This window comes from Methylobacterium sp. CM6257 (assembly GCF_054611515.1).
Genome location: NZ_CM137735.1, coordinates 629,920 through 650,409, shown reverse-complemented (window position 1 = coordinate 650,409; position 20,490 = coordinate 629,920). Strand labels below are relative to the sequence as shown.

Here is a 20,490-nt window from a genome sequence, read left to right as displayed (position 1 = left end):
TTCGTCGAGCGATGACGCAGCTTCCCTCTCCGGGCTCAACCCGCCGCACTGTCCTCCGCGGCCTCGGCGCGGCCGCGATCCTCGGGCCGGCCCGGGCCGAGGACGCGACGCCCACTCCGGCGACCGAGGGAACGCTCGTCGCCCAGCCCTTTTACGGTCCCCACCAGGCCGGGATCGTGACGCCCCAGCCGGCGGCGGCCCTCTACGTCGCCTTCGACGTGCTGGCGGAGCGTCGCGCCGAACTCCCCCACCTGTTGCGGACGCTCACCGAGCGCCTCGCCTTCCTGACGCGGGGCGGCGCCGTACCCGACGCGCACCCGCAACTGCCCCCGCGTGATTCCGGTATCCTCGGACCGACGGTTCTCCCCGACAATCTCACGGCCACGGTGTCGGTCGGTGCCAGCCTGTTCGACTATCGCTTCGGCTTGGCGCGCGCCCGCCCGCGCCATCTCGGGCTGATGGAGCGCTTCTCCAACGACGCCCTCGACCCGGCCCAGTGCCACGGCGACCTGCTGATCCAGTTCTGCTCGAATACCGCCGAGACCAACATTCACGCCCTGCGCGACGTCATCAAGGCGACCCCAGGCCTGCTCGCGCCGCGCTGGAAGATGGAGGGGTTCCTGCCGCCCCATGTCGTGAAGACCATGGGGGCCGACACTGTGCGCAACATGCTCGGCTTCAAGGACGGCACCGCCAACCTCGATGCGCGGGATGCCCGGCTGATGGACCGCTATGTCTGGGTCGAGCCGGGACAGGGCGAGCCGGCCTGGACGGCCGGCGGGAGCTACCAGGTGGTGCGGATCATCCGCACCCTCGTGGAGCGGTGGGACCGCACGCCGCTCGGGGAGCAGGAGGCGATCATCGGCCGGCACAAAGGCAGCGGCGCACCGCTCAGGCAGGGCCACGAGCGCGACGCTCCCGACTACGCCGCCGATCCGGACGGAGAGACCATCTCGCTCGCCGCCCATATCCGCCTCGCCAATCCGCGCCTCCCGGGCACCGAGGGCAACCTCATCCTGCGCCGCAGCTACAACTATTCCCGCGGCCTCACCGCGGCCGGCCAGCTCGACATGGGTCTGCTGTTCGTCTGCTATCAGGCCGACCTCACCGCCGGCTTCATCACCGTGCAGAACCGCCTGTCGGGCGAAGGCCTCGAGGAGTACATCCGCCCGATCGGCGGCGGCTACTTCTTCGCCCTGCCCGGGGTCGCGGGGCCCGAGCGCTTCCTCGGGGAAGGCCTGCTGGCCGCGGCGTAGGCCGATTGAGCGGCACTCCTCGTGCGATCCGGAGCCCGCCGAGCACCGCTCCCGGAAGTCCCAAACGTCGCGCGTCACAAACCGGCGGGCGGCGGATCGACGAAGCCTGTCAGCGCGCCTCATCCCTCAAGGCGCCCGGCGCCCGCGGCCTTGCACGACCCGGAAGCCCACGCTTACAAGTTTGCCAACTAAAGCTCGGCCCGGATCGGGCGAGGGCAGGACGGAGCCGGCGGCAGGCCTCGCTCCGCAGGGAGGGAAACCGCGTGACAATCGCCCGATGCGGTGCAGCCCTGGCGCTGCTCTGGGGACTGGGTTCGGTGTCGCCCGCAAAGGCCGACGACTGCCCCAATCGCGGCCAGCTCGACGATGCGTATTGCGACGCCAACAAGGACCTCGTCGCGGATATTCCGGCGAAGACGCGCGATCCGAGCGTCATCGTGTTCGCCTACACGCCGGTCGAAGACCCGGCGGTCTACGAGAACGCGTTCAAGCCGTTCACCACCTATCTGAGCCAGTGCACCGGCAAGCGGGTCGTCTACTATCCGGTCCAGTCGAACTCGGCCGAGATCGAGGCGATGCGCTCGGGCCGTTTGACCGTTGCGGGCTTCTCGACCGGTCCGCTCGGCTTCGCCGTCAACATGGCCGGCGCGGTCCCGTTCGCCGCCAAGGGCACCGAGAAGGGACCCGAGGGCTACAACCTCATCGTCGTGGTGAAGGCGAATAGCCCGTACAAGACGCTGGCCGACCTCAAGGGCAAGCGCGTCGCCCACACCGCCCCGTCGTCGAATTCCGGCAATCTCGCCCCCAAGGCGCTGTTCCCCGAGCAGGGCCTGAAGCCGGGCGAGGATTACAAGCTCATCTACTCGGGCGGCCACGACAAGTCGGCGCTCGGCGTCGGCACCGGCGACTACGACGCGGCGCCGGTGGCCTCCGACGTGTTCTACCGGATGGTCGCCCGCGGCACGATCAAGGGCGACGATTACCGGGTGATCTACACGAGCGAGAAATTCCCGACCTCGGGCTTCGCCTACGCCCACGACCTCAAGCCGGACCTCGCCGAGAAGCTGAAGCAGTGCTTCTACGATTTCCGCTTCCCGCCCGACATGGTGAAGGACTTCGAGGGCGACGACCGCTTCGCGCCGATCACCTACCAGAAGGACTGGGCGATCGTGCGCAAGGTCGCGGAGGAGTCGGGCACGCCCTACAACAAGACCGCCTATGAGCGGGAAGCCGCCCGAGAGGCCGCGGCGGCGCGCAAGAAGGCCGACGGCGCGGGCAAGCCGTGACGGCGGGCTCCGCGCTGCGCGAGAGCGTCCAACCCGTCGCGGGTGTCCGGGCGGATGACCCGCGCGCCCTGGTGATCCGCGGGCTCACCAAGGAGTACCGGCCCGGCCAGCCGGTCCTGAGGGGCATCGACCTCGTAGTGCCCGGCACCGGCCTCACCGCCATCATCGGGCCGTCGGGGACCGGCAAGAGCACCCTGATCCGCTGCATCAACCGGCTCGTGCAGCCGACATCGGGGGAGATCCTGTTCCGCGGCGAGGACCTCGCCCAGCTCTCCGGCCGGTCCTTGCGCCGGGCGCGTCGCCGGATCGGGATGGTGTTTCAGGAATACAACCTCGTCGAACGCCTGACCGTGATGGAGAACCTGCTCTGCGGGCGCCTCGGCTACGTGCCGGTCTGGCGCGCGTGGCTGCGGCGGTTCCCCGAGGCCGACATCGCCCGAGCCTTCGATCTCCTCGACGCGGTCGGCCTCTCGGGCTTCGCCACGCGGCGGGCCGACGCCCTCTCCGGGGGGCAGCGCCAGCGCGTCGGCATCGCCCGGGCGATTATGCAGGAACCCGAGATCGTGCTCGCCGACGAGCCGACCTCGTCCCTCGACCCGAAGAGCTCCGTCGAGATCATGGAGATCCTGTCGCGGCTCGCGGCCGAGCGCGCCGTGCCGGTGGTCGTCAACATCCACAACGTGGCCCTCGCCCAGCGGTTTGCCGCGCGCATCGTCGGCATGTCCGGGGGGCACGTGGTCTACGACGGTCCGCCCGACCGCCTGAGCGAGCGGAACCTGCGCGGCATCTACGGCGGCGAGAACTGGCTCGAATGAGCGCCACCGCCGGACCAACCACCGCGCGGGCGACCCGCGCCGTCGCGTTCCGTCCGAACTGGACGGCGCGGATCGGCTGGGCGCTCCTCGCCCTCTACGCGATCTACGCCGCCAGCCAGCTCGGCTTCGTGCCCGAGCGCTTCGCCGGCGGACTCGCCCACGGGCGGCAGTTCCTGGCCCGGATGTTCCCGCCGAACTTCTCGCGCTGGGAGCTGATCCAGTCCGGCATCGTCGAGAGCCTGCAGATCGCCGTGATCGCCACGGTGATCGGCATCGCGGTCGCCCTGCCGATCGGCTTCCTCGCCGCGCGCAACCTGATGCCGCCCTGGGTCACGTGGCCGACGCGGGCGCTCATCGCCCTGTGCCGCTCGTTCCACCCGATCATCGTGGCGATCCTGTTCGTGAAGGCGATCGGCTTCGGGGCGCTGGCGGGGGTGATGGCGCTGATCGTCGCCTCCGTGGGCTTCATCGCCAAGCTGTTCGCCGAGGCGATCGAGGAGATCTCCCTGAAGCAGGTGGAGGCGGTGCGGGCGACCGGCGCGGGCTTCCTGTCGACGCTGATCATGGGCGTGCAGCCGCAGGTGCTTCCGCGATTCATCGGCTTTGCCACCTACCAGCTCGATTCCAACCTCCGGAACTCCACCATGGTGGGGATCGTCGGCGGCGGCGGCATCGGCGCGACCCTGTTCACCGCCTATCAGCGCTTCGACTACGACGTGGTGCTGGCGATCCTGACCGTCATCGTGGCGCTGATCATGGTGGCCGAGATCGTGTCGGGCTGGGCGCGCAAGGTGTTCCAGTGAGCACCGCCGCCACTGTCGCCTCCTCCGCCCTGCCCCCCCGCCGCTGGCAGCGCTTCTCGCCGCTGAAGCGCCTCGCGCGGCTCGCCTTCACGCTGTTCGCGGTGGCCGCCTTCGTGGCGAGCCTGCGCACGATCGAGGTGATCCCGGAATTCCTCTACGACGCCCCAGACCAGCTCGCCGACCTGTTCGGCCGGATGTGGCCGATGGATGCCGGCTACCTCGCCCCGACGCTGCGGGCCCTGGCGGAGACGCTGCACATCGCGACGCTGGGCACGCTGATCGCGATCGGCATCGCGGTCCCGATCGGGCTGCTGGCGGCGCGGAACGTGACGTCCAGCCTCCCCCTGAACCTGCTGGCGAAGTTCGTCTTCGTGACCTCGCGCTCGGTGAATTCCCTGGTCTGGGCGCTGCTGTTCGTGGCGGTGTTCGGCCCGGGGCCGCTGGCGGGCACGCTGGCGATCGCGCTGCGCTCCGTCGGCTTCACCGGCAAGCTCTTCGCCGAGGCGCTGGAGGAGGCGAACCGCGGCTCGATCGAGGCGCTGCAGGCCGCCGGGGCCGGGCGGCTCTCGACCCTGCTGCTCGGCTACTGGCCGCAGGTGAAGCCGGCCTTCTGGTCGATCGCGCTGTTCCGCTGGGACATCAACATCCGGGAATCGGCCGTGCTCGGTCTGGTCGGCGCGGGTGGCATCGGCGTCGCGCTCGATACCGCGCTCAACCTCCTCTACTGGGATCAGGTGGCGGTGGTGCTGGCAGCCATCTTCGTGACCGTGATCGCGGCCGAGATCGTTGTCACGCAAATCAGAACGCGGATGCTCTGACGTTTCACGGTGTGTGAGCGCTGGGCAGGAGCAACGTCCACAAGCACGCTTTGGGCGCCGCTGCCGCCGTTCAGGCGATACCGGACGCGTGGCGACAGCGAACGTGCGCCCCGCCAGCGGGGCGGCCCATCCACTGTGCGGCCGCGGGCATGACGCCGCTCGACTTCGAGACTGGCCTGCCAGGTGCATCAAGCTGCGCTTGCCCGCATCCATCTGCAATAGCGGACAGCCGCGCTCATACCTGTGCCCCGGGCTGCTGGCTCTGCTGACGGTGCTCCAGAACACGCCGAGCCTGAAAGCTTGGGCTTACATCGGGGCAAGCCGCGAACACAGTTGCGCGTCCGATGGAGGCGACGCTGGCCTGGACGAGCCGCATCACCATAGCCGCCACGCTGATCGGCGGCGCGATCGCGCTGATGACTCACGCGCAGGCGCTGAGCCTGCCCGCACATTTCGCCTGACCGGCAAAGGGCCGGGAGGCGGCGTGGCGTAGCTCCCATGGCCTGCGCGACGATCACGACCGGAATTGTCCGAACCGTTCGCCTTCCAACACGGTTCGCCCCTCAGGAGGAGCGAGCATGACGGAAGTCACGAAGGGGACGAAACCCGAAGACCTCACTCCCGATCGCCCTCGCCTCACGCCGCAGGGGCACGGCAGCGGTTCCGTGACGGGCGAGGACAGCACGGACCCGAATGGCGGGGCCAAGCAGGGCCAGGGCGACAAGGCGGAGGGTTGAAAGCCTTGCGAGTCGGATGGTGGCCGAAGCGTCAAGTTGATCCTACCGGCGAAAGTAATCGATCATCGCGCCCGTGCTCTGATCCTCCGAGGAGGTCCGAGCCATGACCATCACCACCTCGATCGACCGCATTGGATCGTTGAAGGCGACCGAGATGATCCAGTCGGCACGCACCAAGGCCGCAATCGAGCATAAAAAGGGCCTCCATACCGTTACGATGGAGGTGCCCGGGCTTGAGGATGCACACCTTCAAGCAACGGGGGACGGTCGTATCCTCCCTGCTCCCCAGAAGCGCGTGGTCGACATCAGCGTCTGAGGCGGATGCGGTCATGCCGCGACTCCGCGGCTTTGATGGCGCATTCATGCCGCCGCCTCGGATTGAGCTGGTCCATTGTCGCGCGGCCGATCAACGCTGCGACGGCGATCGAAGACGCCTCGGCTCGAAAGCGGATCGGTCCGGCCGTTCAGTCGGGTGGCGTTTTACGACGGCGGCCCCCGTTACTCTGAGTGTCGCTGCGGCCACATTCGCTCTCGTGTGCTCCCTCATCGTGCGCACTGAGTACGGACGCACCGGGGCGAACTGGGATCTGCTCAATGTTCTGCTTCGTATCGCCGCCATTCTCATCGTAATCGCCCTCGCGTGGAGGACAATCGATCACATCATTGCGCATAGAAATCTGGACACAATAAATGTCCGCACGCATAGATTCCGGCGCGATTTTGGCGCAACGCTGGAGCACGAGGGCGTGAAGTGGCGGATTCATAGTGCCGCTTCCGCGCCACTCGTCGGGAAGGTTCGCTCTGTGTCGTGGCCGATCCCGGCAGTAGGCTTGGCAGCAGGCCCTCCTGACGATCGTCCTATGCGGGAATCTTCAGCCTCAAGCGACTAAACATCGGCAGGCGGAGTCTTATCGCCACCTGTATTTACAATCCTATCAGCGCAGTATATAGACTTCGCCGTCTGGGGAGCGTGTTTGACCAGGAACACGCTATGACTGATATGACACCGATCGCGGATGGAGCCGCGACACGCTTGGCCTTCAGCCTCATGCGGAGTGCCTATATCGACCTGGCGCACATGCTGCGCAGTATCGAAGAGGGTGCGGCACTTGAGGTGCTGGAAGCCGTAGAGTATCGAACCAACTATCGGCTTGGCAGCTCGGGAGAGGACAACTCGGACCGCGCCCCGCGCCAGACTGCACTCAGCCTCGCTGCCGGACGTGTCCGCGCGGTGCTCCGCGAAGCCCGAGAGAACTGAAGCTGGTGCCACGGCGCGCGGGCGGCTCACCGCCTCGCACCGGAACCGCCTGCGCGCCGGGGCCGGCAGCGCTCCGGCCGCTCGATGCCGTCGTAATTCGCCAGGCAGTCTGGGCGCACCCCAACGGCATTCGGACGTCGATCGGGGTCGCCCACGCACGCCCGCAGGCGAGCATATGAGACGGTCATCCCATCGCCGTCACGATGACCGTCCCGGTATGAGCGCGCGAGCCGGGCCGGTGACTCGTACAGCTTGTTCGCCTGGCTCGATGGCACGAACTTCCGTACCGCTCGCGGGCCGGCGTGGTCGGCCGAACTGATCCACAGCTACGGCGATCAGCGCCTCGGCAGCCGCTCGGTCCGACACGTCGCCAGTCTGAATTGCGGAGCGGCGGCCCTCACGGGAGGCCGCGACAGCTCTGCGCGGCTCGCACGTGCGGTCGTTCCGAACGATGCGCGCGCCCGGGCTCGCGAACCGCTTCGCCGTGGCTGCGCCGATTACGCCAGGGTCACCGCCCCGCGACCTCGGCCGCTCCAGCCAACAGCCCGCGGAACAAGATCCCACCGAGCGATCCCGTGCGCGGATGGTATCTGAAGCGATCTGACCCGGCTCTCGCTCCGGCCAAGGGACGGGCCCGCACGCGGCTGGCGAGTACGGCGGTGCTAACCTGCCGGTCCTCGACCGCTTCTCGATGGGATTCGGCCGAGCTGGATGTTTGATCTGGTCCACAGGTTGGTTCAGGCGGCCGACGGGCGGCGCGTACATAGATCCGGTCCGATGGAGCGAGCGAACTAACTTGGACCAACCGGGACGATAAAGTCGCTTTCCAGAGCGCGAGAAGCGGACATTCGCTTCCAGGTACTCAAGGTTTATTAAACCACACGGGCTTGGCATCGTTGCCGAAGCAGCGCTGAAACTGTCCAACCGACATGCTGCATGGACAATTGCCGCATGGGCGCATCCTCAGGAAACGAAGACATAGTCAAGCTTTTGGAAATATAAACAACTGCCATATTGCAGAAATCTTCGCCATGTTAGATACATAATTTGCCCCACGACAGACCCGGGACACCGAAATCTATCAAACATGAACAGATCCGTCATCCGCATCCCGCTCACCTGAGCGCAGAACAACGACCAGCAACCATCCGTAGAAAAGTCCTACACCGCATAGGATCAGCCAGCCGGGAAGTGGGCCAAGGCTGGCATTGCCGACGATCTCGCCAGCCGTGTGGATAAACTCGCCGCGTCCGGCCTCTTGGAGGCGTGCTGACGAGATCTTCAGCAGCCAGGCAAGCAGCAATATGAGGAACATCCAGCTATAGTTGCGTCGTAGGCGGCGCGCGAAGGCTGTGGCCAGCGTGATGTGAAAGACTGGATGGCGCAGATCCGCTGCGAGCAGCTCAGCCCAGGCCTCAACCGGATCAGGTCGTGCGTCAAAGACATCAGCATAGTAGTGACGCTCGAGCTGCCGCACCCGCCGCCGGAACACATCGAAGAATCGGTATCGCCGCGCCTCGATGCCGAGCAAGAGTAGCACCAGCAGCATGGCGAAGAGTAGTACGCCGTGGTGCGCGGTCGGTGTCGACAGTGAGACGGACAGCATGGCCGCAATCACCGTAATCGCCCAGTTCGTGGTCCGGTCGATCCGATCGCGCCAGCCTGCCATGCGACTGATCTCAGCGCGATGGAAGTGAGCCAGGACGGTGAGCGTCTCAGAAGGCGTCCTTGGAAGGGGAACCGACACAGGAAAATCCCTCCTACTTTGTCCTTGTGAACGCGCCGTAAGACAAACCTGCTTCGCAGAACTGGACGTTGAGGGCTGTGTAGCGGCAGCCGCCCATCGATACGAAGGGCCGCATAGAGGAATGTGCAGACAGATCGCACATCTCGGAAAGCCGCTTCCCGACGCGCGTGCGTAAGGCAGCCCGAGTCCCCATCCCCGAACCAGCGGGGCCGGCGCCGGTTGCAACTTCAGCGGCCCTGGTCGGGAGGTATGGGTGAAACGGATGGCAGGCGTCCTACAGTCGACCCGCGAGGTCGGATCATATGACTCTGCCGCTGAGGAGCGCCGTCCCCTCGTTGGTCCACACCAGGTTGGCCCAAGGGCGGGTCTGGCGGCCAGCGTCGGCGGACGCCCTCAGCAGTGTCGCGCTTCGAGCCATCTGCTTGCGCGATCCGAGGGCCATGCCGGGAAGGGCACACCAGCTTGAGGTGGTCTATCCCGCTCGCGCCTGCCGTCCTCATCCTGACACTGGGACCTGCTGCTGCTCTTGCGGCCGGGCCGGGCTCGAAGAGCCCGTCCGAGGTCACCTTTCTCGTGCAGATCGTCCTCCTGCTCACCGTAGGGCGCCTGCTCGGCGAATTGATGCAGCGCCTGGGCCAGCCCGGCGTGATGGGCCAACTCATAGCCGGCCTGATGCTCGGGCCCTCTGTCTTCGGGGCAATCTGGCCTGAAGGTCAGCGCCTCGTCTTCCCGGCCGCCCACGAGCAGAAGGCGATGCTCGATGCCGTTTCGCAGCTCGGTATCCTGCTCCTGCTGCTGATGACCGGCATGGAAACCGATCTCGGCTTGGTCAAGAAGGTGCGGCGGGCGGCACTCAGCGTCTCGGTGGCGGGTGTTGCCGTGCCGTTTGCCTGCGGCTTTGCCCTCGGTGAGTTCCTGCCCGAGACGATGCTGCCAAAGCCTGAGCTACGCCTGATCACCTCGCTCTTCCTCGGCACCGCCCTCTCGATCTCGTCGGTCAAGATCGTCGCCATGGTCGTACGGGAGATGGGCTTTCTCCGCCGCAATGTCGGCCAAGTCATCGTCGCTTCGGCCATCATTGACGACACCATCGGCTGGGTGATCATCGCCATCACCTTCAGCCTCGCACTTCACGGGACCATCGACCCCTGGGCGGTCGGCCAGAGCCTCATCGGCACAGCGCTGTTCCTCGGGCTGAGCTTTACACTGGGTCGTCGGGTCGTGTTCCTGCTCATCCGCTGGGCGAACGACGAACTGGAGAGCGAGGCAGCGGTCATCACCGCCATATTGGTGGTGATGGGCCTGATGGCTCTGGCGACCCAGGCCATAGGCGTCCACACCGTGCTGGGCGCCTTCGTGGCAGGCATTCTCGTTGGCCAATCGCCGATCCTCACCCGCCAGATCGACGAACAGCTGCGCGGCCTCATCACCGCCCTGTTCGCGCCCGTGTTCTTCGGCCTGGCTGGCCTGAGCGCCGACCTGACGATCCTGAAGGATCCGACACTCCTGATGTTGACCCTCGGGCTGATCGCCATTGCGAGCCTCGGCAAATTCGCCGGTGCCTTTCTCGGAGGCAGCCTTGGGGGTTTGCGGCCGCCCGAGTCCTTGGCACTCGCCTGCGGCATGAACGCCCGAGGTTCGACGGAAGTCATCGTCGCCTCCATCGGCCTTTCCATCGGCGCGCTGAGTCAGAACCTGTTCACCATGATCGTGGCGATGGCTGTCCTGACCACGCTCGCCATGCCGCCGATGTTGCGCTGGGCCCTCGCCCGCCTGCCGTTTGACGAAGCCGAACGGGCTCGACTGGAGCGTGAGGAGCTTGAGGAGCGCGGCTTCGTTCCGAACCTGGAGCGACTGCTCGTTGCGGCTGACGAAAGCCCAAAAGGCCGGTTTGCGGCCCGGGTCGCTGGTCTACTCGCAGGCCGCTACGGGATGCCGGTGACGCTGCTTCAACCTGCCTGCAATGAAGAAGCGGGCCGTTTTCCGCGGAAGCCACCCTCCGCCAAGCTTTCCGCATCGGTTCAGGGTGCCGCCGATTTAGCCAGAACGCGGGCTGCGGGCGAGCGCACCGACGTCCCGACGTCGGATGTGACGGAACGAGAAGCAGATGTCCCGCTCGATCAGGCCGTTGCGGCAGAGGCGGAGAAGGGGTTCGATCTCCTCGTCATCGGCATCGAGCCAACGGTTGGTCCAGAAGGCGGCCTCAACGCAGATGTGACGCAGGCGGCAAACAGCTTCGACGGCCCGCTGGCCATCGTTGCCGCTCGCGGGGGCCACTTGGCTGAGCCGGAGAGCGCGCGGCTGGACATCCTGGTTCCCGTCAATGGAACGGACGTATCCCGTCGCGGAGCCGAGGTGGCCCTGACCCTTGCGCGTGCTGCGGACGCGTCGGTGACCGCTCTGTTCGTGGCCAACGCGAACGCGAGCACAACCCGGAAACGCCGTATCCGCCGGTCAGGGCGCACTGACGAGGCCGTCCTGAAGGAGGTGGCAGGATTAGCTGATCAGCACGGCGTCAGGCTTCATCTCGTGGAGCGGGCGAACCTCGCTGCCGAAGACGCCATCCTGCGGCAAGCGCGACGGAAGGATCACACCCTCATCGTGATGGGCGCGTCCCGGCGCCCCGGCGAAGATCTCGCCTTCGGCAACATCGCCGACGCGGTGCTGGAAGCGTCGGACCGCTCGGTTCTGCTCGTGGTCACCTGATCGAGAAGGAGACTCCGCTATCCTCTCGCGGTTTGGGCTAGGACAACCCGCCAACGAAGCGACTGTGTCGATGAGGTGAGAGTGGATCGGCCAGACGGGCGGGACATAGAGCCATGGCGGCCACGAAGAGTGCTACCGAACAGACAAAGCAGGTGGCGCAACACGTCGCAGCCGTGGCTCAGGTCACAAGGGACGGCGCTGACCGGCGCACCGAGTTGGCTGCCGACCGAGCCCGCAACGTCCGGCCAGGTAGGCCTGGGCGAGCAATGCTGGCGCAAAAGCAGGCCGGCTGCTGCGGAGGAATTCCGCTGAGAAAGCGGACAGGTTCCTATCAATCCGTTGCGGCCGGTCGGGCGGCTCTGGCGCCTTCCCGGACCGGACCTTGCAGTGTTCGCGGCGGAGGTTCGGGTCGTAACAATTCAGGAACCGGAGGAACGCAGCCTCGAATGCCCGGATTGCGTAGACTCACGGCAATCCAACGAACGCCGAGCACCGCCCTCGTGTGTCCGCGCAGCGTCTTGCCCCGCCTGCGGATTAATTTTCTGGTCGACAAATTGACTTTGTTAAATCTTGTCGATCGTTTCAAATACGAAAAATTGACGATTTCCGCGCAAGATTTGCTGCTTATAAGGACAATTATTCTTCTATCGAATATGCATCTGTCGCGCGATAAATATTTACTTTTGTGCATCAGCCCAGATTGATGATCGCCGCCCTGAACGATGACAAACAAGGATTGGAGTTATCTTGGCGCCATGCCAGTAAAAGGCTTGGCCGAGCTGCTTCCGATATCGTGATGGGGCGTAGGATCACGTCTTTCATGCCGATACCGAGGGCGCTGTCAGGCACGACCGCAATACCGATACCGGCTCCGACAAGTGCCAGCATCGCGTGGAGCTGGTTCACGCGCTGCACGACCTGCAGCCTCACTCCGGCTGTGTTGAACAAGTTATCCAACAGATCGATAAAGTAGCGTCCGCCGCGGGGCGACCAGGTTACCAAAGCCTCGCCGTCGAGATCCTTGAGCGTCGGCGTGCGGTTGCCTGCCAAGCGATGGTTGCGCGGCAAGGCGAGTAATAACCGTTCGTGCGCGATGGTCGCGGTCACGATCGGCGTTCTCGGATCCAGAAGTGCCGGGGCCGGCCTCAGGATCCCGATATCGACACGATTTTCTTCAAGAGCCTGGATCTGCTCGTCGGAGACCATCTCTTCGAGAACAAGGTCGATCTCCGGCAGTGCCGTGCGGATATGGGATACAATGCGAGGAAGCGTTCTGTAGGCGGATGCTGCGGTGAAGCTCAGCCGGATCGTGCCGCTCTCCCCACGGGCGGCGCGTTGCGTGAGGCGGGCGGCGCTTTCGGCTGCAGCGATCACCCGGTAGGCCTCAGCCAGGAAAGTCCGGCCCGCCGGTGTCAGGCGCACGGCCCGTGTGGTGCGCTCCAAGAGCGTTACGCCGAGTGTCTGCTCCAGCATCTGGATCTGCCGGGAGAGTGGCGACTGCGTGAGGTTCAGCCGCGCGGCCGCCCGGCCGAAATGCATCTCCTCGGCAACGGCGACGAAGCTGCGGGCATGTCCCAGATCGAACATTAATGCAGGATCGGGGATAATCGAGCCAAAATCAACGTTGGACGCATCGAAGGGGCGCGCCTATCCCAGACCCGACGCCGAAACGGCGCGGATCAGGGAGTGAAACAGATGTCGCGGATGACTCCTCGGGAGGTGGCGCGGTCCCTGGGCTCTGGCCTGCTCTCCTTCCCCGTCACGCATTTCAACGCAGATTACAGCGTCAACGAAGCCGCCTACCGCGACAACCTCGGACGCCTCGCGGACTACAAGGTCTCCGGCTTGTTCGCCGCCGGCGGCACCGGCGAGTTCTTCTCGCTCACTCCGGCCGAGATCGACCGTGTCGTGCGCGCATGCGTCGAGGAGACCCGCGGCCGCGCGCCGGTGATCGCTCCGGCCGGCCAGGGCACGGCGCTCGCCATCGAGCTCGCAAGGTCGGCCGAGGCAGCGGGCGCAGACGGCATTCTTCTGCTGCCGCCCTACCTCGTCGGCTCCGAGCAGGCGGGTCTGGCAGCCCATGTCGAGGCGGTGTGCAAGGCGACCTCGCTCGGCGTCATCGTCTACAACCGCGCCAACGCGCAGCTCAACGAGCAGACGCTCGCGGATCTCTGCGAGCGCAACCCGAACCTCGTCGGCTTCAAGGACGGCGTCGGCGACGTGGAGCTGATGACGCGGATCTATGCCGGCCTCGGCGATCGCCTGACCTATGTCGGCGGCCTGCCGACCGCCGAGACCTTCGCCCTGCCGTACCTCGAGATGGGCGTCACCACCTACTCCTCGGCAATCTTCAACTTCCTGCCCGAATGGGCACTCTCCTTCTACGACTCGGTCCGCCGCCGCGACCGCGACGCAGTCTACAGGGAACTGCGCGACTTCGTTCTGCCCTACATCGCGATCCGCAACCGCAAGCGCGGCTATGCGGTCTCGATCGTCAAGGCGGGTATGACCGCCGTCGGCCGCCATGCCGGGCCCGTCCGCCCGCCGCTCACCGACTTCGATGCCGCCGAGCTCGCCGAGCTGAAGGCGCTGATCGGCAACCGCCGCTGACGCCTCGTCCATCCCGCGAACGACAGACCGCCGAGCCAACGGCGGCACGATCGACCGCCCGGACCCAAACGGGCGGCGCTCATCCAGGGAGAACGTCCATGAGTGCCATTTCGAGCGGCACGACGAGCGCGACGCTCGCCGGTGCCGACGCGGCGCGCCGCACCCGCGTCCGCTTTCTGATCGTGCTGATGCTGTTCGCCGCCACCACGATCAACTACGCCGACCGCGCCACGATCTCGATCGCCGGGCCGGACATGGCCAAGGAACTCGGCCTCACGCCAGTCCAGATGGGGTACGTCTTCTCGGCCTTCGCGTGGTCCTACGTCCTGGCCCAGATCCCCGGCGGCTGGCTCCTCGACCGTTTCGGCGTGAAGTGGGTCTACGCGGCGGCCGTCGCGCTGTGGTCGGCCTTCACGCTCGTGCAGGGAGGCGTCGGCTTCTTCACCGGCCTCACCGCCGTGGTGATGCTGTTCGCCCTACGCCTCGCGGTCGGCCTCACCGAGGCGCCGGTCTTTCCGGCCAATGCCCGCATCGTCGCCGCGTGGTTCCCCACCCGCGAGCGGGGCATGGCCTCAGCCTTCTTCAACTCGGCGCAGTACTTCGCCACCGTGCTGTTCACGCCGCTGATGGCCTGGATCGTCCACAGTTTCGGCTGGCACCACGTCTTCACCAGCATGGGCGTGCTCGGCATCGCCTTCGCCGTGCTCTGGCTCCAGGTGATCGACAGTCCGCGGCAGCACGTGCTGATGAACAAAGCCGAGCGCGACTACATCGAGGCCGGCGGCGCACTGCTCGACATGGACGGGCAAGGAACCAGGAAACAGGCTAATGCCGGCAAGACCTTGCGCGAGCTACTCGCGAACCGGATGCTGCTCGGCATCTATATCGGCCAGTACTGCATCACGGTGCTGACGTACTTCTTCCTGACTTGGTTCCCGGTCTACCTCGTCAAGGAGCGCGGCCTGTCGATCCTGCAGGCGGGCTTCGCGGCGGTCCTGCCGGCGCTCTGCGGTTTCGTCGGCGGCATCCTCGGCGGCGTTATCTCCGACATGCTCCTGCGCCGCGGCTACTCGCTGACCGCAGCCCGCAAGATCCCGATCGTGGGCGGCATGCTGCTCTCGATGAGCATCATCGGCTGCAACTACGTCCAGGCGGATGCCCTGGTTGTCGGCCTGATGGCACTCGCCTTCTTCGGCAAGGGCATCGGTGCGCTCGGCTGGGCCGTCGTCTCCGACACCTCGCCGCGGGAGAGCGGCGGCCTCTCGGGCGGCCTGTTCAACACCTTCGGCAACACCGCCGGCATTACCACGCCGATCGCCATCGGCTACATCGTGCAGACGACCGGCTCGTTCAACGGCGCCTTGGTCTTCGTGGGCCTGAACGCCCTGTTGGCCTGCTTCTGCTACCTTGTGGTGGTCGGCGAGATCCGACGCGTCGAGCTGAAAGGCGTCTGATGCCCCGGCCCGGGCCAGCTCTCAGGGGCTGGCCCTCCCTTTCCGATGACCCTGCCCAGCGAATCCGGCCAAGCCCGGCCGCGCGGCCCGCCATCGAACATTCGCAGGAGGACGCCATGCCGCCGATCACGCCGACCGAGTCCCGTCACGCCGCCCGCAACACGCCGATCGTCACCGAGATGAAGGTCGTGCCAGTTGCCGGCCACGACAGCATGCTCCTCAATCTCTCGGGGGCGCACGGTCCCTTCTTCACCCGCAACCTCGTGATCCTCACCGACTCGACCGGCGCGACCGGTCTCGGCGAGGTCCCCGGCGGCGAGGGCATCCGCAAGACGCTGGAAGATGCTCGCGACCTCGTTGTCGGCCGGCCACTCGGCGCTTGGAACGCGGTGCTCAACGCCATGCGCATCCGCTTCGCCGACCGCGATGCCGGCGGGCGCGGCCTGCAGACCTTCGACCTGCGCATCACCATCCACGCGGTGACGGCGGTCGAATCGGCCTTCCTCGATCTGCTCGGCCAGTTCCTCGCCGTGCCGGTGGCCGCCCTCCTCGGCGAAGGCCAGCAGCGCGACGCGGTCGAGATGCTGGGCTATCTGTTCTACGTCGGCGACCGTCGCAGGACCGATCTCGGCTACCGTGAGCCGACGGCCCGCGACGGCTGGTTTCGTCTGCGCGACGAGGAAGCCCTGACCCCCGAGACCGTGGTGCGGCTCGCGGAGGCGGCCTACGAGCAGTACGGCTTCAACGACTTCAAGCTGAAGGGTGGCGTCCTCCGCGGCGAGGAGGAGATCGCCGCTGTCACTGCGATCCACGATCGCTTCCCCAAGGCGCGCGTCACCCTAGACCCGAACGGCGCTTGGTCGCTCGCCGAGGCGATCCGCCTGTGCAAGGGACAGGGCCACGTGCTCGCCTATGCCGAGGATCCGTGCGGGGCGGAAGGCGGCTTCTCCGGTCGCGAGATCATGGCCGAGTTCCGCCGCGCCACCGGCCTGCCCACCGCCACCAACATGATCGCCACCGACTGGCGGCAGATGAACCACGCGATCCAGCTCGGCGCCGTCGACATCCCGCTCGCCGATCCGCACTTCTGGACGCTGGCCGGCTCAGTGCGCGTGGCCCAGCTCTGCCGCGATCATGGGCTCACCTGGGGCTCGCATTCGAACAACCACTTCGACGTGTCGCTCGCCATGTTCACCCACGTGGCCGCGGCCGCGCCGGGCAGCGTCACGGCCATCGACACCCACTGGATCTGGCAGGACGGCGAGCGCCTGACCAAAGAGCCCCTCGCGATCCGCGGCGGCCTCGTGCGGGTGCCGGAGCGGCCGGGCCTCGGGATCGAACTCGACTGGTCGGCGGTCGAGGAGGCGCACGCGCTCTACCGCGACCACGGCCTCGGTGCCCGCGATGATGCCGCGGCGATGCAGTTCCTGATCCCGAACTGGACCTTCGATACCAAGAGGCCCTGCCTGGTCCGTTGAAGCGCGAGCCCCTGCCGGCCGTTCGATCAGGAGCGACAGCATGACCTTCAGCAGCGACAACCTGATCGGTGGCGAGCGCGTGCCGGGTACCGGCACGCCGTGGCGCGCGGTCGAGGCTGCCACTGGCGCCGCCCTTGAGCCGGCCTTCGCCTGCGCGACGGCCGGGCAGGCCGAGTGCGCCTGCGCGCTCGCGGCGGAGGCCTTCGACGCCTACCGCGAGTTGCCGCTCCAGGCCCGGGCCGAATTCCTGGAGGCGATCGCCCGCAACATCCTCGATCTCGGGGACAACCTCGTAACCCGCTGCATGGCCGAGACTGGCCTGCCGCGCCCGAGGATCGAGGGCGAGCGCGGCCGCACGGTCGGCCAGCTCCGGATGTTCGCCGAGGTCGTCCGCCGCGGCGCCTTCCTCGGTGCGCGCATCGACACAGCTCAACCCGAGCGCACGCCGCTGCCGCGGCCGGACCTGCGCCTGTGGCGGATCGCGGTCGGCCCCGTGCTGGTGTTCGGGGCCAGCAACTTCCCGCTCGCCTTCTCGGTAGCGGGTGGGGACACCGCCTCGGCGCTGGCAGCCGGCTGCCCGGTGATCGTGAAGGCGCATCCGGCCCATCCCGGCACCTCGGCGCTCGTCGGCGACGCGATCCGACGTGCGGTGACCGAATGCGCCCTGCCGGCCGGTGTGTTCGCGCTCTTGTTCGAAGGCGGCATCGCGATCGGCCAGCATCTCGCCTCTGACCCCCGCGTCGCCGCGATCGGCTTCACCGGCTCGCGCCGCGGCGGCACAGCCTTGATGCAGATCGCCGCCGCGCGTTCGGTGCCGATCCCGGTCTATGCGGAGATGAGCAGCGTCAATCCGGTGATCCTGATGCCGGCGGCACTCGAAGCGCGCGGAGCCGAGATCGGGCATGCCTTCGTGGCCTCACTCACCCTCGGCTCGGGCCAGTTCTGCACGAATCCTGGCCTCGTCCTCGCGGTCGAGAGCCCCAGCCTCGACACCTTCCTGGCGGCGGCCACCGACGCCCTGACAGGCGTGGCCGCGGCGACTATGCTGACGCCCGGTATCCACAGGGCCTATTGCGAGAGCGTTGCCGCCCTGGAGAGCAATCCCGGAGTCGTGCGGGTGGCACAGGGCAAGCCCGGCACCGCGCAGCAGGGCCAGCCGGCCCTGTTCGCTACGACCGGAGCCACCTTCCGCGCCGATCATCGGCTCGCCGAGGAAGTCTTCGGCGCGGCCTCCCTGGTGGTGCGCTGCCGGGACACAGCCGAGCTGCGCACGGTCATCACCGCGCTCGAAGGCCAGCTCACCGCCGCCCTGCACATCGACGCTGCCGACCACGCGGAAGCGCGCGGCATCATGCCTGTCCTGGAGCGGAAGGTCGGCCGCATCCTGGTGAACGGCTTCGGCACCGGCGTCGAAGTCGGCCACGCCATGGTCCACGGCGGCCCCTTCCCCGCGACCTCGGACGGGCGCACAACCTCGGTCGGAAGCCTCGCCATCGACCGCTTCCTGCGCCCGGTCTGCTATCAGGACGTGCCGGAGGCGCTGCTGCCGGAGGCGCTGACGGACGCGAACCCCCTGAAGCTGCCGAGAAGCCTCGACGGTGCCGAGGCCGGCGCCTGAGGGCACCTCGTGAGCCCGACGCGAGGTGGCCTTGCTTCCGGAGTCGGGGCGCGTCCCCTCCGCTCCGCCCGGACGGAGGCTATCCCGTCGAGGGTCGATCAGAACGTCGAGACGATAGCCGGTTTCGCTGCAACCAGCGGCTTCCATTCGCGAGAATGCTCATGAGCGCAGGTCCATATCCCACACAGGCGAGTTCCTCTGCTTCGCCCGTTCCTGCCCATGTCGATGCTGTTCGGGTGCCGCAAGGCGACGAGCCGCGCACGATCCGCCTGAGCGCGCGCGACAACGTCGCGATCGTGGTCAACGCCTTCGGGCTGCCGGCCGGCACGGTCTTCCCGGACGGGCTGGAACTCGTCGAGTTCGTGCCGCAGGGCCACAAGGTCGCGCTCACCGACATCCCGGAGGGCGGCGAGGTCCGCCGCTACGGCGAGGTGGTGGGCATCGCCACCCAGGCGATCCGGCGGGGCGCCTGGGTGGAGGAATCCCGCGTCGCGACCCCGCTCGCCCCCGCCCTCGACGCCCTGGAGCTCGCCACCCGCGTGCCGGCCCCCCTGCCCCCGCTGGACGGCTACACCTTCGAGGGCTACCGCAACCCGGACGGGTCGGTGGGCACCAAGAACATCCTGGCGATCTCGATCAGCGTGCAATGCGTCGCCGGCACCCTCGACGTGGCGATCCGGCGGATCAAGCAGGAGCTGCTGCCGCGCTATCCCAACGTCGACGACGTGGTCGGCCTGACCCACGCCTACGGCTGCGGCGTCGCCATCAACGCCCCCGAGGCGGTGGTGCCGATCCGCACCCTCCAGAGCCTCGCGCAGAACCCGAATTTCGGCGGCGCGGTCATGGTCGTCGGGCTGGGCTGCGAGAAGCTCGTCTCGGAGCGGCTCCTGCCCGACAGCGGCGCGGCCGGCGACGGCGTGGTGCGGCTGCAGGACGAGCGCCACCGCGGTTTCTCGGCGATGATCGACAGCATCCTGGCGATGGCGGAGGCGCGCCTGGCGGTGCTGAACCGCCGCCGCCGCGAGACCTGCCCGGCCTCCGCGCTGGTGGTCGGCCTGCAATGCGGCGGCAGCGACGCCTTCTCGGGGGTGACCGCCAACCCGGCGCTCGGCTTCGCGGCCGATCTCCTCGTGCGCTGCGGCGCCACGGTGCTGTTCTCGGAGGTGACGGAGGTGCGCGACGCGATCCACCTCCTGACCCCGCGGGCGAAGACCCCCGAGGTCGCCCGGGCGCTGATCCGCGAGATGGCGTGGTACGACGCCTATCTCGCCAAGGGCGAGGCCGACCGCCGCGCCAACCCCTCGCCGGGCAACAAGAAGGGCGGGCTCAACAACATCGTCGAGAAGGCGCTGGGCTCGGTGGCCAAGTCCGGCACGAGCGCGATCTCCGGGGTTCTGGCCCCGGGCGAGCGCGTGCGCGAGACGGGGCTGATCTTCGCCGCGACCCCGGCCAGCGACTTCGTCTGCGGCACCCTGCAGCTCGCCTCCGGCATCACCCTGCAGGTGTTCTCCACCGGCCGCGGCACGCCCTACGGGCTTGCCCAGGCCCCGGTGATCAAGGTCGCCACCCGCACGGAGCTGGCCGAGCGCTGGTCGGACCTGATCGACCTCGATGCCGGCCGCATCGCCACCGGCGCGGCCACGATCGAGGACGTGGGCTGGGAGCTGTTCCACCTGATCCTCGACGTGGCGAGCGGGCGCAAGCGCCCCTGGTCCGACCAGTGGGGGCTGTTCAACGACCTGACCCTCTTCAACCCCGCCCCGATCACCTGAGGCGGGGACACTCCCCGGTCATCCACGGGATTTCACCCCGCGCCGAAGACCACGCGCGGCAACGACGTGCTCTGCCTCGAAGGTAGCGCGATGCACGACACCGCGTTTCCCAGGACGGCACGCAGTGCGTTG

At 67.3% G+C, this 20,490-nt stretch carries 18 protein-coding genes; 15 read left to right on the top strand and 3 right to left on the bottom strand.

Translation table 11 applies throughout. The annotated features are described in order from the left end of the window. The first annotated feature begins 11 nt into the window (after window positions 1–11). From efeB to ACYCO6_RS03100, 8 genes are all read left to right on the top strand, one after another. Complete coding sequence (gene efeB / locus ACYCO6_RS03135; protein ID WP_459769196.1) at window positions 12–1,256, top strand: iron uptake transporter deferrochelatase/peroxidase subunit; 1,245 nt, start codon at window positions 12–14, stop codon at window positions 1,254–1,256. A 263-nt stretch (window positions 1,257–1,519) separates the two neighbouring features. Further along, window positions 1,520–2,542 (top strand): phosphate/phosphite/phosphonate ABC transporter substrate-binding protein, encoded by a 1,023-nt coding sequence (gene phnD, locus ACYCO6_RS03130; protein WP_459769194.1) that lies wholly within the window; start codon window positions 1,520–1,522, stop codon window positions 2,540–2,542. Continuing rightward, a complete protein-coding gene (gene phnC, locus ACYCO6_RS03125) occupies window positions 2,539–3,357 on the top strand; it encodes a phosphonate ABC transporter ATP-binding protein (protein WP_459769192.1) in 819 nt (272 codons plus the stop codon). The genes phnD and phnC overlap by 4 nt, the downstream gene beginning before the upstream one ends. After that, on the top strand, window positions 3,354–4,160 hold the full coding sequence (gene phnE / locus ACYCO6_RS03120; protein ID WP_459769190.1) for a phosphonate ABC transporter, permease protein PhnE: 807 nt from the start codon (window positions 3,354–3,356) through the stop codon (window positions 4,158–4,160). The genes phnC and phnE (ACYCO6_RS03120) overlap by 4 nt, the downstream gene beginning before the upstream one ends. Then, entirely contained in the window at window positions 4,157–4,978 is an 822-nt protein-coding gene (phnE, locus tag ACYCO6_RS03115) for a phosphonate ABC transporter, permease protein PhnE (RefSeq protein ID WP_459769188.1), read from the top strand. Before phnE (ACYCO6_RS03120) ends, phnE (ACYCO6_RS03115) begins: the two co-directional genes overlap by 4 nt. Before the next feature lie 578 nt (window positions 4,979–5,556). Further along, on the top strand, window positions 5,557–5,715 hold the full coding sequence (locus ACYCO6_RS03110) for a hypothetical protein (RefSeq protein WP_459769186.1): 159 nt from the start codon (window positions 5,557–5,559) through the stop codon (window positions 5,713–5,715). 103 nt (window positions 5,716–5,818) lie between these two features. After that, complete coding sequence (locus ACYCO6_RS03105; RefSeq protein ID WP_459769183.1) at window positions 5,819–6,031, top strand: hypothetical protein; 213 nt, start codon at window positions 5,819–5,821, stop codon at window positions 6,029–6,031. Window positions 6,032–6,706: 675 nt separating this feature from the next. After that, window positions 6,707–6,973, top strand: a complete 267-nt coding sequence (locus ACYCO6_RS03100; protein WP_459769181.1) for a hypothetical protein — start codon at window positions 6,707–6,709, stop codon at window positions 6,971–6,973. A gap of 198 nt (window positions 6,974–7,171) precedes the next feature. Here the strand turns inward: ACYCO6_RS03100 and ACYCO6_RS03095 are convergent, their stop codons facing one another. Both ACYCO6_RS03095 and ACYCO6_RS03090 read right to left on the bottom strand, forming a co-directional pair. Next, window positions 7,172–7,738, bottom strand: a complete 567-nt coding sequence (locus ACYCO6_RS03095; RefSeq protein ID WP_459769179.1) for an SDR family NAD(P)-dependent oxidoreductase — start codon at window positions 7,736–7,738, stop codon at window positions 7,172–7,174. A gap of 316 nt (window positions 7,739–8,054) precedes the next feature. Further along, window positions 8,055–8,720: a DUF2270 domain-containing protein gene (locus tag ACYCO6_RS03090; protein WP_459769178.1), complete on the bottom strand. Its 666-nt coding sequence runs from the start codon at window positions 8,718–8,720 to the stop codon at window positions 8,055–8,057. 462 nt (window positions 8,721–9,182) lie between these two features. Here ACYCO6_RS03090 and ACYCO6_RS03085 point away from each other — a divergent pair, with 462 nt between their 5' ends. Both ACYCO6_RS03085 and ACYCO6_RS03080 read left to right on the top strand, forming a co-directional pair. Then, a complete protein-coding gene (locus ACYCO6_RS03085) occupies window positions 9,183–11,426 on the top strand; it encodes a cation:proton antiporter domain-containing protein (protein ID WP_459769176.1) in 2,244 nt (747 codons plus the stop codon). Window positions 11,427–11,539: 113 nt separating this feature from the next. Further along, complete coding sequence (locus tag ACYCO6_RS03080; protein ID WP_459769174.1) at window positions 11,540–12,130, top strand: hypothetical protein; 591 nt, start codon at window positions 11,540–11,542, stop codon at window positions 12,128–12,130. On the opposite strand, the gene ACYCO6_RS03075 is transcribed toward ACYCO6_RS03080, so the two are convergent. Continuing rightward, complete coding sequence (locus ACYCO6_RS03075; protein ID WP_459769172.1) at window positions 12,117–13,013, bottom strand: LysR family transcriptional regulator; 897 nt, start codon at window positions 13,011–13,013, stop codon at window positions 12,117–12,119. The two genes, ACYCO6_RS03080 and ACYCO6_RS03075, sit on opposite strands and share 14 nt — an antisense overlap. Before the next feature lie 108 nt (window positions 13,014–13,121). Here ACYCO6_RS03075 and kdgD point away from each other — a divergent pair, with 108 nt between their 5' ends. The 5 genes from kdgD to garD all read left to right on the top strand — a co-directional run bounded on the left by kdgD (window position 13,122) and on the right by garD (window position 20,358). After that, the gene (gene kdgD, locus ACYCO6_RS03070) at window positions 13,122–14,036 is read left to right on the top strand and encodes a 5-dehydro-4-deoxyglucarate dehydratase (protein ID WP_459769170.1); all 915 of its coding nucleotides are present in this window, start codon (window positions 13,122–13,124) and stop codon (window positions 14,034–14,036) included. A 98-nt stretch (window positions 14,037–14,134) separates the two neighbouring features. Beyond that, a complete protein-coding gene (locus ACYCO6_RS03065) occupies window positions 14,135–15,490 on the top strand; it encodes an MFS transporter (protein WP_459769168.1) in 1,356 nt (451 codons plus the stop codon). A gap of 116 nt (window positions 15,491–15,606) precedes the next feature. Then, window positions 15,607–16,968 (top strand): glucarate dehydratase, encoded by a 1,362-nt coding sequence (gene gudD / locus ACYCO6_RS03060; RefSeq protein ID WP_459769166.1) that lies wholly within the window; start codon window positions 15,607–15,609, stop codon window positions 16,966–16,968. Between the two features lie 40 nt (window positions 16,969–17,008). Further along, window positions 17,009–18,586: an aldehyde dehydrogenase (NADP(+)) gene (locus tag ACYCO6_RS03055; RefSeq protein WP_459769165.1), complete on the top strand. Its 1,578-nt coding sequence runs from the start codon at window positions 17,009–17,011 to the stop codon at window positions 18,584–18,586. A 161-nt stretch (window positions 18,587–18,747) separates the two neighbouring features. After that, window positions 18,748–20,358 (top strand): galactarate dehydratase, encoded by a 1,611-nt coding sequence (gene garD / locus ACYCO6_RS03050; RefSeq protein ID WP_459769163.1) that lies wholly within the window; start codon window positions 18,748–18,750, stop codon window positions 20,356–20,358. Window positions 20,359–20,490 lie beyond the last annotated feature (132 nt).